Genomic DNA, 15528 nt, shown 5'->3' with positions numbered 1-15528 from the left:
GGAAGATGAGCGGTTCAACCGTTGCCAGATGCCAGCTCCTCGACGATGCGGCGCATCTTGATGGAGGAGCCGTCAAGCGCGAGGTTGATGCGGTGCCACTGGCGCGGCTTGTCCTCGTTGCGCTGGATGGCTTCCAGCACGCGCTTGTCCTCATTGAAGGCCATGCGCAGGTTGCTGCGCAGGCGTTCGTCGACGACGGGGTCGGCCGGCGAGTTCTTCAGGCACAGCCAGTGCTGCACGCAGCTGCGCTGGTCGATGGGCGTGATGAAGTGGCAGGCGTACATCTGGATGCAGTCGTCGCGGTTCCCCTCTGGCGCGCCGGTGCCGGTGCGGGCGGAGCCGAAGTCGATCACGGCAATGCTGGGGGCGTGGTAGTGGTAGTAGTGCCAGCGGTCGACATTGCCCCCGAAGTCCTTGAGGCCTTCGAAGATCGGGATCAGCGGGCCGTCCAGCACCCATCGCCAGGTCACGACCTTGTTGCCCTGGCGCTCGTGCTGCACGCGCGTCTCCTCGCGGCCGGCGCTCGCCAGCGTCGTCTGGTGCACGTAGACGACGTGCGTGGGGTCGCAGAGGTTGTCAGCCAGGCTCAGGTAGTTGGCCTGCACGAGCAGCGCATCGCCCTCGACCACGCTGTAGGCCGGGTCGTCGTACTGCGGAAGGTGGAACACCTGGCTGCGGTCGGCCTTCTCGGCATCGCCCATCCACACCCAGACCATTCCCATGCTTTCGGCCGTGGGATAGCTGCGCACGCGGAAGCTCTCGGGCACGCGCGGCATGCCGGGCGCATGCACGCAGCGGCCGCTGCAGTCGAAGGTGAGGCCGTGGTAGGCGCACTGGATGGCGTCGCCCTGCAGCCAGCCGATGGTGAGGGGCGCCAGCCGGTGCGGGCATGCGTCCTCGAGCGCCGCGACGACGCCCGCCTCCGTGCGATAGACCGCAAGGTCCTCCTCCAGAACGCGGCGCGCGACGATCTCGCGTCCGATGTCGCGCGACCAGGCGAGTGGATACCAGGCGTTGTAGGCAAACGGGGTCATGGCGGGTTTTCTCGTGGGGCCGGCGGTTTCGGATGGCGGGGAGCGTTGCAGAAAGCGTGCCAGCGGTTAAGTAAGCAGATTCTTCAATTTAATGGAGAGAATACTTAATTTCGGTGCAAACAGGCTTGGGGTTTGCACCGGGAAGATGCGATGGTGCGACACGAAAGGCGCTAATGGAAGTCCCGGCTCTTGCTGCTCTTCCCGAGCCGTCCCAGCAGCGGCGTCAGGTCCCGGAAGCCGGTCGCCACCAGGTGCCGCACCTCGCCGCCGCTGTCCACGTCGCGCTGCCAGGTGCCCTGCACGGCGAGCAGTTGCGACTTCAGCACCTGTTCGCGCCAGGCCTCGACGACGTGCTTCCAGACGATCACGTTGACGTTGCCGGTCTCGTCCTCGAGCGTGACGAAGATGGTGTCGTTGGCGGTCTGCGGGCGCTGGCGGCCCATGACCATGCCGCAGGCGCGCACGGTCCGGCCGCTGGGCAGGTCGCGCAGCTGCTCGGCGCTGCTGAGCTTCATGCGCGCGAGCCGCGGGCGCAGCAGCGCCAGCGGATGGCGGCGCAGCGTGAAGCCCAGCGAGGCGTAGTCGCCGACGATCTCCTCGCCCTCGGGTGCCAGCGGCAGCTGCAGCGCGCGCTCATGGATGGGCACGCCCTTGAGCAGCGCCGGCGCGCGCCGCTGCGCGGTGGCGTCCCAGACCTGCTGGCGCCGGTGGCCCGAGAGTGCGAGCAATGCATCGGCCGCGGCGAGCGCGGCCATGTCCTTGGCGTCGAGCTCGGCGCGCAGGGCCAGGTCTTCGGTACTGGTGAAGGGCGCCTGGGCGCGGGCTTCGACGACGCGCTTGGCGCCGGCTTCGCTGAGGCTCGTGATGCGGCGCAGGCCGAGGCGCACGGCGGGTTGGCGAGGGCGGCCGAGGCGGGTGGCGAAATGGGGTGGGATGGCTTGCGGAGGCTGTTGCCCCCATCCCAGCCTTCCGTCGGAGGAGGAAGGAGCAAGAACCGGGGCTTCGAGGGTGCAGTCGAGCTCACTCGCGGTCACGTCGACCGCGCGCACCTCGACGCCATGCCGTCTGGCATCCTGCACCAGCTGAGAGGGCGAATAGAAGCCCATGGGCTGCGAATCGAGCATGGCCGCCAGGAAGCAGGCGGGCTCGTGCAACTTGAGCCAGCTGCTCACGATCACCAGCAGCGCGAAGCTGGCAGCATGGCTTTCGGGGAAGCCGTATTCGCCGAAGCCCTGCACCTGCTTGAAGATGGCTTCGGCAAATTCGCGGTCGTAGCCGTTGCCGATCATGCCGTCGACCAGGGGCTCGTGGAACTTCTCGACACCGCCCTTGCGCTTCCAGGCCGCCATCGAGCGGCGCAGCCGATCGGCCTGGTCGGGGGTGAACTTCGCCGCGATCATCGCGATCTGCATCACCTGCTCCTGGAAGATCGGCACGCCCAGGGTGCGGCCGAGCGCCGGGATAAGGTCGGGGTAGCGGTAGACGATCTCGCCGTCCTTGTGGAGCTTCTCGCGGTTCTTCAGGTACGGGTGCACCATGCCGCCCTGGATCGGCCCCGGCCGGACGATGGCCACCTCGATCACCAGGTCGTAGTAGCAGCGCGGCTTGAGGCGCGGCAGCATCGACATCTGCGCCCGGCTCTCGATCTGGAACACGCCGACGGTGTCGGCATCGCAGATCATGTCGAAGACGGCTTCGTCGTCGTTCGGTATCTGGTGCATCTGCAGCGCCGTGCCGCGCCAACTGTTGACCAGAGCCAGCGCACGCCGGATGGCGCTCAGCATGCCCAGGGCCAGCACGTCGACCTTGAGCATGCCCATGGCCTCGAGGTCGTCCTTTTCCCACTGGATCACGGAGCGGTCCTTCATGGACGCGTTCTCGACCGGTACCAGGCGCGTGAGCTTGCTTTGGGTGAGCACGAAGCCGCCCACGTGCTGGCTCAGGTGGCGCGGGAACCCGCGCAGCTGCTGCGTGAGCTCGATCCACTGCAGCAGCCGGGGCATGTCTTCCTGCACGCCCGAGCGCTGCATCGCCTCTTCCAGCCGCTGGTCGAGCACCACGCCGTCGAACCAGTAATGGTCCTTGGCGAACTCGTCGACCAGGCGCGCATCGATGCCCAGCGCCTTGCCCACGTCGCGCACCGCGCTGCGCGAGCGGTAGCAGATCACCACCGCGGCGATCGCGGCCCGCTCGCGGCCGTACTTCTCGTAGATGTACTGGATCACCTCCTCGCGCCGCTGGTGCTCGAAATCGACGTCGATGTCGGGCGGCTCGCGGCGCTCGCGGCTCAGGAAGCGCTCGAACAGCAGGTTGCCGGTTTCAGGATCGATGGCGGTGATGCCGAGGCAGAAGCAGACCGCCGAATTGGCCGAGGAGCCGCGGCCCTGGCACAGGATGTTCCTGGAGCGCGCGAAGCGCACGATGTCTTCCACCGTGAGGAAGAACATCTCGTAGTGCATCTCGGCGATCAGGTCGAGCTCGTGCCGGATCTGGGCCTGCACCTTGTCGGGAACGCCCTGGGGATACTTCTCGCGCGCGCCCTCCCAGGTCTTGCGCACCAGCGTCTGGACCGGTGTCTCGCCGTTGGCCACGTTCTCGAGCGGGTACTTGTAGTGCTCGCGGATCACGTTCAGGTCGAAGGTGCAGCGCCGCGCGACCTCGAGGGTGTTGGCCAGCAGTTCGGCCGGGTAGAGGTTCGACAGGCGCAGCCGCGAACGCAGGTGCCGCTCGGCATTGGACTGCAGCGCAAAGCCGCATCCGGCGACCGCCCTGCCCTCGCGCACGGCCGTGATCACGTCCTGCAGCGGCTTGCGCGAGCGCACGTGCATGTGCACGTCGCCGGCCGCCACCAGCGGCACGCCGGCCTGCGCGCCCGCCTGCAGCAGCGTGATGAGCCAGAGGTCGTCGTCGAGCTCGTTGGGCAGCTCGGCCGCGATCCAGAGATGGCCCTCGAAGAGGCGCGCGGCCTCGGCCACGTCGGCGCGGAGTGCTTCGGCGTCGGGCGCGGCGCCGGGCGTGCGCAGGGGCACGAAGAGGATCTCGCAATGGCGCAGCGAGGCGAGGTCGCTGCCTTCCCAGCTCACCTCGTAGGTGCCCTTGGGCGCCGTGATGCGAGCGGCGGTGATGAACTCGCAGAGGTTGCCCCAGCCTTCGAGATCGTGCGCGATCGCCACCAGCTTGAAGCGCTCGAAACGGAACTCGCTGCCGAACAGCAGCCGGAACGGATGTCGTTGCGACGGATCGAGCGTCTCGAGCAGTTCCCGCAGCCCTTCGAACGCCCGCACCACGCCGGCCACCGAGCATTCGTCGGTGATCGCGAGCGCCTCGTAGCCGAGCTCGTAGGCGCGCTGCACGAGCTCCTCGGGATGCGAGGCCCCGCGCTGGAAGCTGAAGTTCGTGAGGCAGTGCAGCTCGGCATAGGACGGCAGGCCCCGCGGCATCGGCGGACCGGCATCCGGCTGGGGCAGCCGCGGCGGCAAGGCATGCACCGTGGCCGAGGCACGCGTGCGTTTCTGGATCTGCTTGTCGCTGAGTTCAGGCATACAGGCCTTGCAGGTACCAGCGCGGCGTGTCGGAAGTGAAGCAGGACGAGGGCCGCTCGCGGTAGATCCACACCAGGCCGGCGCCCGGGCTTTGCGCGATGTAGTAGTCGCGGACCGCGGGCTGGCCTTCGCCCCACCAGCCGGTTTCCACCCGCTGCGGCCCGATCAGCTTGCGCAACGGCCCCTGGTAGCACGGGCGCTCGCCATCCATGTCCAGGAGCAAGGGCTCTCGCAAGAGCCAGGGTGGGTAGATGGCGTCGGCTGCCTCGGGAGGGCCCGCCTCGGCCGGGAGCTTGTGCAATGCAGGCTGCCATGCCTGCCGGCATTCGGGCCGGTGGTCGGCCCGCGCGACTGCGCGCAGCACCTGCTGCGGCCCGAGCCGCGCACTGAGGCGCTCGACCAGTTCGTGCAGCTTGTCGCCCTTGCGGTTGTCTTCCGGCAGGAAGCTGGTGCTGGCGCCGGCCCAGGGCGCGGTCTCGATCGAGCGCAGGCGCAGCCAGCTTGCAGGCGCGGCCAGGGCCGTGAGCGCGAGCCGCTCGGACAGGAGGCGCCGCAGGTGCGCCATGTCCTGCGTGGGCTCGGCCGTGCGAACCGTGACCTGCTGGTGCGGCGGCAGCGCGACGCCGTCGAGCCGCTTCAGGTCGAGCGTCCACTGCAGCTCCAGCGCCAGCACGCCGCGCTGGCGCGCGCGCAGCCAGATCTGCAGCGCCGCCAGCAGGCGGTTGGCCGACCACATGAGCTGGGGCGCGCCTTCGGCCAGGGCGGGCAGCTCCAGCTTTTGCTCGAACACGTCGGGCAGTTGCAGCCAGTCATGGCTGTCGGGCGCGAGGCCGTAGGCCACATCCAGCGCCGCGCGCAAGGCCTTGCCGAAGCGGCGCACAAGGCCGCCGCGTGGCAGCTTCTCGACATCGCCCCAGCTGCGACAACCGAGATGCGACAAAACCGCGAGATGTTCGCGGGCCGCGCTCAGGGTCTCGAGCGGCAGGCCGGAGGGCAGCTCCTGCGGCGGCTGCTCGCCGCGCGCGAACATGCGCAGCCGCGCCAGCGCGACCAGGCTGGTGGCGCCCTGTGCACGCTGCACGGGGACATCCGGCACCGGGTTGAGCCGTGCGATCTCGCGCATCAGCGCCAGGCGCCCGCCCCAGAGCCGCTCGCAGGCCGAGACTTCGAGCAGCAGGGCCTCGCCGTCGATCCAGGCGACGCGCGGCGTGAACTGCAGGGCCCACCACCCGAGCGCCTCGGGCGATGGCAGCGGCACCTCCTTGGCAGCCGCGGCCTCAGGCGGCCAGCGCAATGCGATCCAGTGCATGGCTACTTCAGTGATTCAGTGGACAAGTTCCGGATGGAGATCGAGACGGACCACTGTCGCGCCCTCGGCGCCCTCGGCCTTGGGTGGCAGCCTGCCCTCCTGTTGCTGGCGCAGCTTGCGCCGGAGCTGGCCGGCCGCGAGCAGCGCCGTCATGCGCTGGTTGCGCGCCGGCAGTTGCAGGGGCGCGGCGAGCGGCGGGCCGCGGCGCTTGAGGATGTGGACGTCGACCTGCGTGCTGTCCGTGGTGCAGGTGGCAAGCCGCAGGCGCAGCCGCGCCGGCGAGGCCGAGTGGGCCGCCGCGGCGTCGGGGCGGAACACGAACAGCAGGCGATCGTGCTGCGCCGCCGCGAGCTGCAGCCGCCGCAGTTCGCCCACGCGCGCCTGCGGCAGCCAGGCCAGCACGGCGGCCACCTCGGCGCAGCGCAGCGCCTGCTCGCAGGCCCACAGCCGGGCCACATGTGCCCCCACGCTCGGCACTGCGTGTCCTCGCTGCCCCCCGAGGGGGCCGCGCCTGCCTTGGGGCGGCCCGGCGGCAGGCGGTGCTTCGCTGCGCACCCACAGCAGCGCCTCGACCGGCAGGCCTTGGGCCGCCAGCGCGGGGCCGAAGGGCTCCTGCGGCGCGCCGACCAGCACGACCGGCCCTGCCCCGCCCTGCACCGCCTGCGCCAGCGCGGGCAACAGCAGCTGCCAGGCATGCGCCTCGGGCGCGGACTGCAGCAGCTCGGTCATCGCGCCCACCGGCCAGCCGCCGCCGGGCAACTCCGCGTCAAGGGCCGCATGGCCGGTGCCGATGACCTGCCCATCTGCCAGGCCCAGCGTGTCCCCGCGCCAGACCTTGTGGCGCGCGGCTGTGGAGAAGGAGTCGAAGGAAGGCAGGCCCATGATGATTGATAACTGTATTTTTATACAGTAATCAAGCAGGCCCGGGGTTTTCTTTTTGCAAGTCCGGGAAGATCATGCGGAAAAGCCATGGACACAGTGATCACCCGCCCCATCCCCTCCACCCGCGAAGCCCTGCCGGTGATCGGCTGCGGCACCTGGATCGGCTTCGATGTCAGCCCCGGCAGCCCCGAGCACCAGCGGCTGCCGGGCGTGCTCGACGCGCTGTTCGCCGCCGGCGGCACGCTGATCGACAGCTCGCCGATGTACGGCCGCGCCGAGACGGTGGTGGGCGCCCTGCTGGCCGCGAGCGGGCAGCGCGACAAGGCCTTTCTCGCCACCAAGGTGTGGACCTCGGGCCGCGAGGCCGGCATCGCGCAGATGGAGCAGTCCTTCCAGCGCCTGCGTACCGAGCGCATCGACCTGCTGCAGGTGCACAACCTGGTCGACTGGCGCACCCACCTGGCGACGCTGCGCGACTGGAAGGCGCAGGGTCGCGTGCGCTACATCGGCATCACGCACTACACCGCCTCGGCCTATGCCGAGGTCGAAGCGGTGCTGCGCGCCGAGCCGCTCGACTTCCTGCAGATCAACTACTCGATCGACGCGCGCCAGGCCGAGGAGCGCCTGCTGCCGCTGGCAGCCGAGCGCGGCGTGGCGGTGATCGCCAACATGCCCTTCGGCGGCGGCGGGCTGCTGCGCCGGCTGCGCGCCCTGCCCCTGCCCGGCTGGGCGGCCGAGATCGGCTGCGCGAGCTGGGCGCAGCTGCTGCTGAAGTTCGTGCTGAGCCATCCGGCGGTGACCTGCACCATCCCGGGCACCAGCCGGGCCGAGCACATGGCGGACAACGCGGCGGCGGCAACGGGCAGCTTTCCCGACGCGGGATTCTGGCAGCGCCATGGGGCGTCGCTGCCGCTCTAGTCGTCAGGCAAAGAAACGCAGCAGCAGCGCGTTGATTTCCATCGCCTGCTCGTACTGCACCCAGTGCCCGGCGTCGTCGATCACGACGCCTTCGCACTGAGGACGCCCAGCCACGAGCTGCGCCACCAATGCGCGCGAGTCGGCCGTCACGTCATGCTCGCCCCATAGCAGGAGCGTCGGGCCGGCAAAGGCGTCCAGGGCCGCCTGCAATCCCCCCGCCATCGAGACCTCCTTGCTGCGAAAGCGCGTGCCGTGGCAGGACAGATCGTGGATGGCAAAGGCCAGGGCGTCGATGGCAGCGGGGTCGTGCAGCATCAGCGCCCGCAGGTTGTGCAGCAGCGCGGAGCGCTCCTCGAGCCGGTCCTTGGCCTCGCGCCAGTTGATCATCTGCACGTCCATGCGCCGCTTGGTGCCATGGCCTGCGCTGCCGAGCAGCGCAAGGCGGTGCACATGGCCAAGCCGCAGCGCGAACTTCGAAGCAACCAGTCCGCCGAAGGAGAAGCCTGCCAGGTCGATGGGCGCGTCGGCACCGATCAGCGCGGCCAGCGAGCCGACGAGCGCATCGAGCGCCGGGTCCAGCGGCGCCTGCCCGGCCCCAGGCTGCGGCGGCGTGTCGGAGTCGTTGAACCCGGGCATGTCGGGCAGCCACACGGCGCGCGCGGCGCACAGCGGCTCGATGTTGCGCAGCCAGTGCATCCAGCTGCCATGGCCGCCATGCAGGAGCACCAGCGGCGGCCGTTGGTCGTTGTCTTCGCCGAAGCGGCGCCAGCGTACGCGCCGGCCGGCATGCAGCACGTCGTGATGGGTGGAGAGCGCGTCGAGGCGGGCGATCAGCCGATGCGCGCTGGCATCGGCGGCGGGGTCGAAGATGGCGTGTTCGGGCACCGGGCGATTGTGCCGCGCACCTCAGGCGGCGCTGTCCCCCGCTGCCGCACCGAATCGATAGCTCGACACCGCGATGCCGCCCATGAAGGCGTCCTCGTGGTAGATGCGCACGCCCGCATCCTGCCCGGCCGCGCCGACCGCGACCATCAGCGGGATCAGGTGTTCCTCGCGCGGATGCGCAATGCGTGCCGCCGGCGCCTGGGACCAGGCCAGCAGGCGCTCGGTCCGCCGGGTGGGATCGGCATCGACGGTATCGGCCAGCCAGTCGTCGAAGGCTTTCGACGGCTCATGTGCCTGTGGCCCGAAGTTGCGCAGGTTGTGATAGCTCAAGCCGCTGCCGACGATCAGCACGTTCTCGTCGCGCAGCGGCGCCAGCGCGCGGCCCAGCGCCACGTGCTCGGCCGGGTCGAGCCCGCGCCGGAGCGACAACTGCACCGCGGGCACATCGGCGTCGGGATAGATCGCGGCCATCGGCGAGAACATGCCGTGGTCGAAGCCGCGCTCCGCGTCGAAGGCGGCGGGCAACCCTGCCGCCTCGACGAGGCCTTGCACGCGACGCGCCAAGGCGGGTGAACCGGGAGCGTCGTAGTGCACGCTGTAGGTATGTTCCGGAAAGCCGCCGTAGTCGTAGATCATCGGCGGCCTGGGGTTGCCCATCACGGTGAAGGCCGGCTCTTCCCAGTGGGCGGAGACCATCAGGATGGCCTCGGGCTTGCGGCCGATCTGGCGCGGCATGTCGGCCAGGGCAGCCTCGAGCTGCGCGTAGGCATTGCCCATCTCCTTCTTCATCCATGGCCAGGGGCCGCCGCCGTGGGAGATGAAATAGGTGGGAAGGGTCAGTGGGGTCGTGGTCATGGAATGCTCCTCGCGTGCAGTCTAGGGTCTGGGCGACCGCCGCGCACAGCTTCGCCATGGAATCCCGGCGAAACCCTACCGAGCGCATGAGCATAGGCGACGCTACAGTGGCGCCTCTCTGGAGAGCGTCCCACCTTGTTCACCTACTTCGAAAAACGACTCGATCCCTACCCTGCTGCCGAACCCCGCCTTCCGCCGAACGGCTTCTTCGCCTTTCTCTGGGCCTGCACCGAGGGCCTGCGCGGAAAGATCCTCGCGATGGCGCTGCTCACGGCCGCGATGTCGGCCTTCGAGGCGCTGCTGTTCGCGATGCTGGGCCGCATCGTCGACTGGCTCGGCAACCAGGTGCCGGCGCGGCTGTGGGAAGAGCGCGGCACCACGCTGATGTGGCTGGGCATCGCCCTCGCCGCCAGCATTGCCGTGGTGGCGCTGCAGACCATCGTCAAGCACCAGACCCTGGCAGTGAACCTGCCGATGCGCCTGCGCTGGAACTTCCACCGGCTGATGCTGGGCCAGAGCATGGCGTTCTACCAGGACGAGTTCGCCGGCCGCATCACCGCCAAGGTCATGCAGACCGCGCTGGCAGTGCGCGAAACCGTCTTCGTGCTGGCAGACGTGCTGGTCGCCATGGGTGTCTATGTCGCCACCATGATCGTGCTGGCTGCCGTACTCGACCGCCAGTTGATGCTGCCCTTCGCGATCTGGCTCGTGCTCTACGTCGCGATGCTGTTCTTCTTCGTGCCGCGGCTGGGCAAGATCGGCAAGGCCCAGGCCGATGCCCGCGCCATGATGACCGGTCGCATCACCGACGCCTACACCAACATCGCCACCGTCAAGCTGTTCTCGCATGCGCACCGCGAGGCCGGCTTCGCGCGCGCCGCCATGCAGGACTTCATGGCCACCGGCTACGGCCAGATGCGGCTGGTGAGCGCCTTCGAGATCGCCAACCACACCCTCAGCATGGGCCTGACCGCCGGCATGGCAGGCATGGGCTTGTGGCTGTGGTCGCAAGGCGCCGTGGGCGTCGGCGCGGTGGCGGCGGCCACCGCAATGGCGCTGCGCCTGCAGGGCATGTCGCACTGGATCATGTGGGAGATGACCAGCCTGTTCGAGAACATCGGCACGGTGCAGGACGGCATGAAGACCCTGTCGCGCCCGCGCACTGTGCTCGACGCGCCGGATGCTGCCACGCTCGCGGTGCCGCGCGGCGAAGTCCGCTTCGAGCACGTGAGCTTCCGCTACGGCCTGGACCCCGGCGAAGGCGGCCGCCGCGTGATCGACGACCTGACGCTGACCGTCGCGCCCGGCGAGAAGATCGGGCTGGTCGGCCGCTCCGGCGCCGGCAAGTCGACGCTGGTGAACCTGCTGCTGCGCTTTCACGACCTGGAAAGCGGCCGCATCCTCATCGACGGCCAGGACATTGCGCACGTCACCCAGGATTCGCTTCGCGCGCACATCGGCATGGTGACGCAGGACACCTCGCTGCTGCACCGCTCGGTGTCCGACAACATCGCCTACGGGCAGCCCGATGCGAGCGCGGCCGCGATTCGCGGGGCCGCCGAGCGTGCCGAGGCGCACGACTTCGTCCAGGCGCTGGGCGACCCGAACGGCCGCCGCGGCTACGAGGCGCACGTGGGCGAACGCGGTGTCAAGCTGTCGGGCGGCCAGCGGCAGCGCATCGCGATCGCGCGCGTGATGCTGAAGGACGCGCCGATCCTGCTGCTCGACGAGGCCACCAGCGCGCTCGACTCCGAGGTCGAGGCCGCGATCCAGGCCAGCCTGTACCGGCTGATGGAGGGCAAGACCGTGATCGCGATTGCGCACCGGCTTTCCACCATTGCCGCCATGGACCGGTTGATCGTGCTCGACCAGGGCCGCGTGGTCGAACAGGGCGACCACCACACGCTGCTGGCCCGGGGCGGGCTGTACGCGCGGCTGTGGGCGCACCAGAGCGGCGGCTTCCTGGGCGAGGATGACGACGAAGACGACGGTGTGGGACCGGGACTCCCTGGCGAGTCCTACAGCGCGCGACGTACGGTGACTACAACCCGCCAGCCGGTTGCTGGCAAGCTGGAGTTGTCTTCAACGCAAGAGGAGCCTGCGCCGTGAATTCCATCATCTATATCGTCGGTCTGGTCGTCGTGGTCGTCGCCGTTCTGTCCTTCTTCGGACTGCGCTGACAGCCGCCAGCGCTGCACCTTCCTTCCTGCCTCTTCGGAGGCAGTGCTACGGGGCCGGTTGCGGCCCCTTTTTTCATTGCAGGGCTGCTTTGGCCCCCCGGGCATAATTCCGCGCTCTTGTCGAAGGAAGCCGTTGAATCCCGGAGCGCTCCCATTTTCTTTTCAGGATGCGGCGGTCGCCGAGGCGGTGCAACTGGTCGAAGAAGCCGGCCCGCTCGACGATGGGCAGGCCATGCGCCAGGCGCTGGCGACCCGTGCCGATGGCCCCCACCGGTTCGTCGAACGGGCCCGCCTACTGGGGCAACGGCTTGGATTGCAGGACGAGCTGGCTCGCGCCCGTGCCTGGGCCCCGTGGATCCTGCTGGCACTGGTCGCGCTGATCGTGCTCGGCGGCCTGGCGCTCGCCGGCAGCGTGATCGGCGGCAGCGAACGCAGCATCAACGTGGTGGTGGCACTGGCCAGCCTGCTCGGCTTGCACCTGCTTACCCTGCTGCTGTGGCTGCTGGGGCTGGTGCTGCCGTTGGGCTCGCTCAATCTCTCCCTCGGCTGGCTCTGGCTGGCGCTCACGGCGCGCGTCGCGGGCGGGCGCCAGGGCCAGGCGCCGCTGCTGCTGCGAGCGGCCACCCGGCTGCTGGTTCGCGCGCGGCTCGCGCCGTGGGTGCTGGGCCTTGTCAGCCATGCGATCTGGTCGCTCTCCTTCGCCGTGGTGCTCGCGGTGCTGTTGTTCGCGCTGGCCTTCCGCAGCTATACGCTGAGCTGGGAGACCACGATCCTCGACCCGGCCTTCTTCGTGCGTGCCGTGCAGTGGCTGGGGCGGGCGCCGTCCTGGCTGGGCTTTCCGGTACCCGATGCGCAAACCGTGCTGGCGCCCCAGGCGGCCACTGCCGGGCAGCGCGACTGGGCGCTGTGGCTCACCGGCTGCATCCTGGTTTACGGGCTGCTGCCGCGCCTGTTCTTCACGCTGCTGTGCGCGGCCGTCTGGCGCGCGCGCCGCCGGGCGCTGCAGCCCGATCTGTCGCAGCCCTATTACCGCCGCCTGCTGGCACGCTTCGAGGCACTGGCACCGCGGCAGATCGTCGATGCCGATCCCGGCAACGCGCGGCATGGCGCCCTTGGCGGACTGGCCGCGGACCAGACCCGCGACACGCTGATGGCGATCGGCTTCGAGCTGCCCGAGGAGTTGCCCTGGCCGCCGGCCGCGCTCGATGCCGCGGGTGTGCAGGCGCTGCGCGTCGATGGCAGTGCCGAAGCTCGTCGCGAGGCGCTGGACCTGCTTGCACGGCTGCGGCCGCGGCGCGTGCTGGTCGGCTGCAACGCCGCCGCCAGCCCCGACCGAGGCACCGAGCGCTTCCTGCGCGAAGTCGCCGCGCTCAGCACCGAATGCCGGCTCTGGCTGCAGGGCAATGGCGCCACGCCCGAAGCGAGCAGCCGGTGGCACGCCTGGCTGGCCGATGCCGGCCTCGAACGCATCGACGCCAGCGACGAACCGCGGGGCGCGCTGCGCGGGTGGACGTGAGAGCCGCCCGGCCGCCCGAAGGCGCGAAAGCCCCCTCGGGGGGCAGCGCAGTACACGAAGTGACAAGCGTGGGGGCGCTATCGAGAGCCGCTCGGCCGCCCGAAGGCGCGAGAGCCCCCTCGGGGGGCAGCGCAGTACACGAAGTGACAAGCGTGGGGGCGATTACGTGAGCGTTCAAGATGCCATCCGCATCGCCGTGGTCGGCCACACCAACGCCGGCAAGACCTCGCTGCTGCGCACGCTGACGCGGCGCGTGAACTTCGGCGAGGTGTCGGGGCAGCCCGGCACCACGCGCCACGTCGAAGCCATCGAGCTGCAGGTCGACGGCCGCGCCGCGGTGCGCTTCCTCGACACGCCGGGGCTGGAAGACGCAGTCGCGCTGCGCGAGCACATCGACGCGCTCGACCCACGCGGCGAGCTCACCCCGCCCGAGCGCATCCGGCGCTTCCTGGCCGGGCCCGAGGCGCACGGCGTGTTCGAACAGGAGGCCAAGGTGCTGCGCGCCCTGCTGGAGGTCGACGCCGCCTTCCTGGTGATCGATGCACGCGAGCCCGTGCTGCCCAAGTTTCGCGCCGAGATCGAGCTGCTCGGCGCCTGCGCCCGGCCGCTGCTCCCGGTGATGAACTTCCTGCGCGACGCGGGAAGCCGCGAGGACGCCTGGAAGGCGCTGCTCCCAGCCTACGGACTGCACGTGGTGGTGCGCTTCGATGCCGCCGCGCCCTTCGTCGGCGCGGAGCGCGAGCTCTACCGCGACCTGGCCACGCTGCTGCGCGAACGGCGCACGCAGCTCGAGCGGATCAACGCCTTTCTCGAAGAGGAATCCGGCCGGCGCCGCGAAGCCGCTGGCGAGCGCATCGCCGAGCTGTTGGTGGACGCGGCCGCGATGCGGCGCACGGCCTCGGCGGTCGAGTTCGAGATCGCGAGCAGCCGCGAACGCCTGGTTGCCGCCCTGCAGAAGGCTGTGTTCGACAAGGCACAGCGCTGCGCCTCCGACCTGCTGGCCCTCTACGGCTTTCGCGAGAACGATGCCGACGAGGCGCCGCTGCCGCTGCTGGAAGGCCGCTGGACCATGGACTTCTTCCACCCCGAGGCGCTGAAGGACGCCGGCATCCTGCTCGGCAAGGGCGTGGCCGTCGGCGCCGCGGTTGGCGTCGTGGCCGACCTGGCGCTGGCCGGCCTGTCGCTGGGCGCCGGTGCGGCGCTCGGCGGGGCCATCGGCGGCGCGCTCTCGCAGGGCTTCGGACCGCTGGGCCGCAAGCTCGCCAACAAGCTGCGCGACGTCCACGAGCTCACCGTGGAGGACCGCGTGCTGGTCGTGCTTGCGGCCTGGCAGCTGAGGTTGCTGCGCGCGCTCGAGCAGCGCGGGCATGCCGCCGTCGATCGGATCGCCGCCCCCGCGCCGGCGGACGCGCCGATGGACGACCTGGAAGCCGCCCGGCGTCCACTGGCCGAGCTGGTGCGCGCTGCCCAGCCCGCGCGCAGCCATCCGGACTGGGACAGCGAAGCGCGCCTGCGCTGGCGCGAGGCGCCCCAGCGGCGCGACCTCGTGCTGAGGGTGGCGCGGCAGGTGCCGCCCGCCATCGAGGCCTTCGCGAAGAACCATCTTCAATGAGCCAACGAGCACCCATTGCGCGAGAGCCGGCCTGTAGGCCCACACGCCAGCATCGACCCGCGACTACACGCGGCCTGCGCCAGTTGCGCTAAGGTGCTCCGCATCCCGACCCACCGAAGCGCAGACATGTCCACACCTTCCCCGGTCGCGGCGCGGCCCCGCAAGCATTTCTCGATGATCCGCGGCTTCCACCTGGCCGACTTCTTCACGCTAGGAAACGCGGCCTGCGGGATCGGCGCCGTGTTCCTCGCAATGGCCTACATCGCAAGCCAGCAGCGTGCGCATTTCCTGTGGGCCGCGGCCCTCGCACCGGCCGCCTTCATCTTCGACGTCTTCGACGGCCGCATCGCGCGCTGGCGACAGACGCAGTCGGCCCTCGGGCGCGAGCTGGACTCGCTGGCCGACGTCATCTCATTCGGCGTGGCGCCCGCCGCCCTGGGCTTCGCGGCCGGGCTGGACGGTGGCTGGGACTGCCTGATCCTCACCTACTTCGTCTGCTGCGGTGTGAGCCGGCTGGCGCGGTACAACGTCACCGCAGAATCGCTTTCGGGGGGCGGCGACAAGGTCAAGTACTTCGAGGGCACGCCGATCCCGACCAGCGTGGTGCTGGTCGGTGTGCTGGCCTGCAGGGAAGCCTCGGCGAGGCCGTGTGGGGCGGTGCATGGATGCTCGGGCCGTGGATGCTGCATCCGCTGACCCTGCTGTTCGCGCTCTCCGGGACGCTGATGATCAGCAAGACGTTGCGAATCCCGAAGTTGTAGACGTCCTCTCGCCCGCGGAGGCCGGTTACCCTCC

General features: G+C 69.9%; 10 protein-coding genes and 1 pseudogene. 5 read left to right on the top strand and 6 right to left on the bottom strand.

Annotation, left to right across the window (positions count from 1 at the left end; all coding sequences use genetic code 11):
- Positions 1-14: 14 nt before the first annotated feature.
- The 4 genes from E5CHR_RS14215 to E5CHR_RS14200 form a co-directional block, all read right to left on the bottom strand.
- The gene (locus E5CHR_RS14215) at positions 15-1034 is read right to left on the bottom strand and encodes an aromatic ring-hydroxylating dioxygenase subunit alpha (protein WP_162580439.1); all 1020 of its coding nucleotides are present in this window, start codon (positions 1032-1034) and stop codon (positions 15-17) included.
- A 170-nt stretch (positions 1035-1204) separates the two neighbouring features.
- On the bottom strand, positions 1205-4576 hold the full coding sequence (locus E5CHR_RS14210) for an error-prone DNA polymerase (protein ID WP_162580438.1): 3372 nt from the start codon (positions 4574-4576) through the stop codon (positions 1205-1207).
- Positions 4569-5885 carry a DNA polymerase Y family protein gene (locus tag E5CHR_RS14205; protein ID WP_162580437.1) on the bottom strand — a complete coding sequence of 439 codons (1317 nt, stop codon included), beginning with the start codon at positions 5883-5885 and terminating at the stop codon, positions 4569-4571. Before E5CHR_RS14205 ends, E5CHR_RS14210 begins: the two co-directional genes overlap by 8 nt.
- A 15-nt stretch (positions 5886-5900) precedes the next feature.
- A complete protein-coding gene (locus E5CHR_RS14200) occupies positions 5901-6767 on the bottom strand; it encodes a hypothetical protein (protein ID WP_162580436.1) in 867 nt (288 codons plus the stop codon).
- A gap of 87 nt (positions 6768-6854) precedes the next feature.
- Here E5CHR_RS14200 and E5CHR_RS14195 point away from each other — a divergent pair, with 87 nt between their 5' ends.
- Positions 6855-7685, top strand: a complete 831-nt coding sequence (locus tag E5CHR_RS14195; RefSeq protein WP_162580435.1) for an aldo/keto reductase — start codon at positions 6855-6857, stop codon at positions 7683-7685.
- 3 nt (positions 7686-7688) lie between these two features.
- Here the strand turns inward: E5CHR_RS14195 and E5CHR_RS14190 are convergent, their stop codons facing one another.
- Both E5CHR_RS14190 and E5CHR_RS14185 read right to left on the bottom strand, forming a co-directional pair.
- A complete protein-coding gene (locus E5CHR_RS14190) occupies positions 7689-8570 on the bottom strand; it encodes an alpha/beta fold hydrolase (protein ID WP_232062060.1) in 882 nt (293 codons plus the stop codon).
- Positions 8571-8591: 21 nt separating this feature from the next.
- Complete coding sequence (locus E5CHR_RS14185) at positions 8592-9425, bottom strand: DODA-type extradiol aromatic ring-opening family dioxygenase (protein ID WP_162580434.1); 834 nt, start codon at positions 9423-9425, stop codon at positions 8592-8594.
- A gap of 135 nt (positions 9426-9560) precedes the next feature.
- Between E5CHR_RS14185 and E5CHR_RS14180 the strand changes: the two genes are divergently transcribed.
- From E5CHR_RS14180 to E5CHR_RS14165, 4 genes and pseudogenes are all read left to right on the top strand, one after another.
- Complete coding sequence (locus tag E5CHR_RS14180) at positions 9561-11534, top strand: ABC transporter ATP-binding protein (protein ID WP_162580433.1); 1974 nt, start codon at positions 9561-9563, stop codon at positions 11532-11534.
- A 204-nt stretch (positions 11535-11738) separates the two neighbouring features.
- On the top strand, positions 11739-13121 hold the full coding sequence (locus tag E5CHR_RS14175) for a DUF2868 domain-containing protein (RefSeq protein ID WP_232062059.1): 1383 nt from the start codon (positions 11739-11741) through the stop codon (positions 13119-13121).
- A 166-nt stretch (positions 13122-13287) separates the two neighbouring features.
- Positions 13288-14733 carry a GTPase/DUF3482 domain-containing protein gene (locus tag E5CHR_RS14170; RefSeq protein WP_162580432.1) on the top strand — a complete coding sequence of 482 codons (1446 nt, stop codon included), beginning with the start codon at positions 13288-13290 and terminating at the stop codon, positions 14731-14733.
- 126 nt (positions 14734-14859) lie between these two features.
- Positions 14860-15494: pseudogene (locus tag E5CHR_RS14165) on the top strand (CDP-alcohol phosphatidyltransferase family protein).
- Positions 15495-15528 lie beyond the last annotated feature (34 nt).

Source organism: Variovorax sp. PBS-H4, from assembly GCF_901827205.1.
Taxonomy (GTDB): Bacteria; Pseudomonadota; Gammaproteobacteria; order Burkholderiales; family Burkholderiaceae_C; genus Variovorax.
Note: the sequence above shows the minus strand (reverse complement) of the source record. Positions and strands in the feature narration are given on the sequence as shown.

What these genes read in the sequence shown, in the direction of transcription:
- E5CHR_RS14205 (WP_162580437.1), bottom strand. Translation starts at nt 5,885, where the DNA reads ATGCACTGGATCGCATTGCGCTGGCCGCCTGAGGCCGCGGCTGCCAAG.
- E5CHR_RS14185 (WP_162580434.1), bottom strand. Translation starts at nt 9,425, where the DNA reads ATGACCACGACCCCACTGACCCTTCCCACCTATTTCATCTCCCACGGC.
- E5CHR_RS14215 (WP_162580439.1), bottom strand. Translation starts at nt 1,034, where the DNA reads ATGACCCCGTTTGCCTACAACGCCTGGTATCCACTCGCCTGGTCGCGC.
- E5CHR_RS14200 (WP_162580436.1), bottom strand. Translation starts at nt 6,767, where the DNA reads ATGGGCCTGCCTTCCTTCGACTCCTTCTCCACAGCCGCGCGCCACAAG.
- E5CHR_RS14195 (WP_162580435.1), top strand. Translation starts at nt 6,855, where the DNA reads ATGGACACAGTGATCACCCGCCCCATCCCCTCCACCCGCGAAGCCCTG.
- E5CHR_RS14210 (WP_162580438.1), bottom strand. Translation starts at nt 4,576, where the DNA reads ATGCCTGAACTCAGCGACAAGCAGATCCAGAAACGCACGCGTGCCTCG.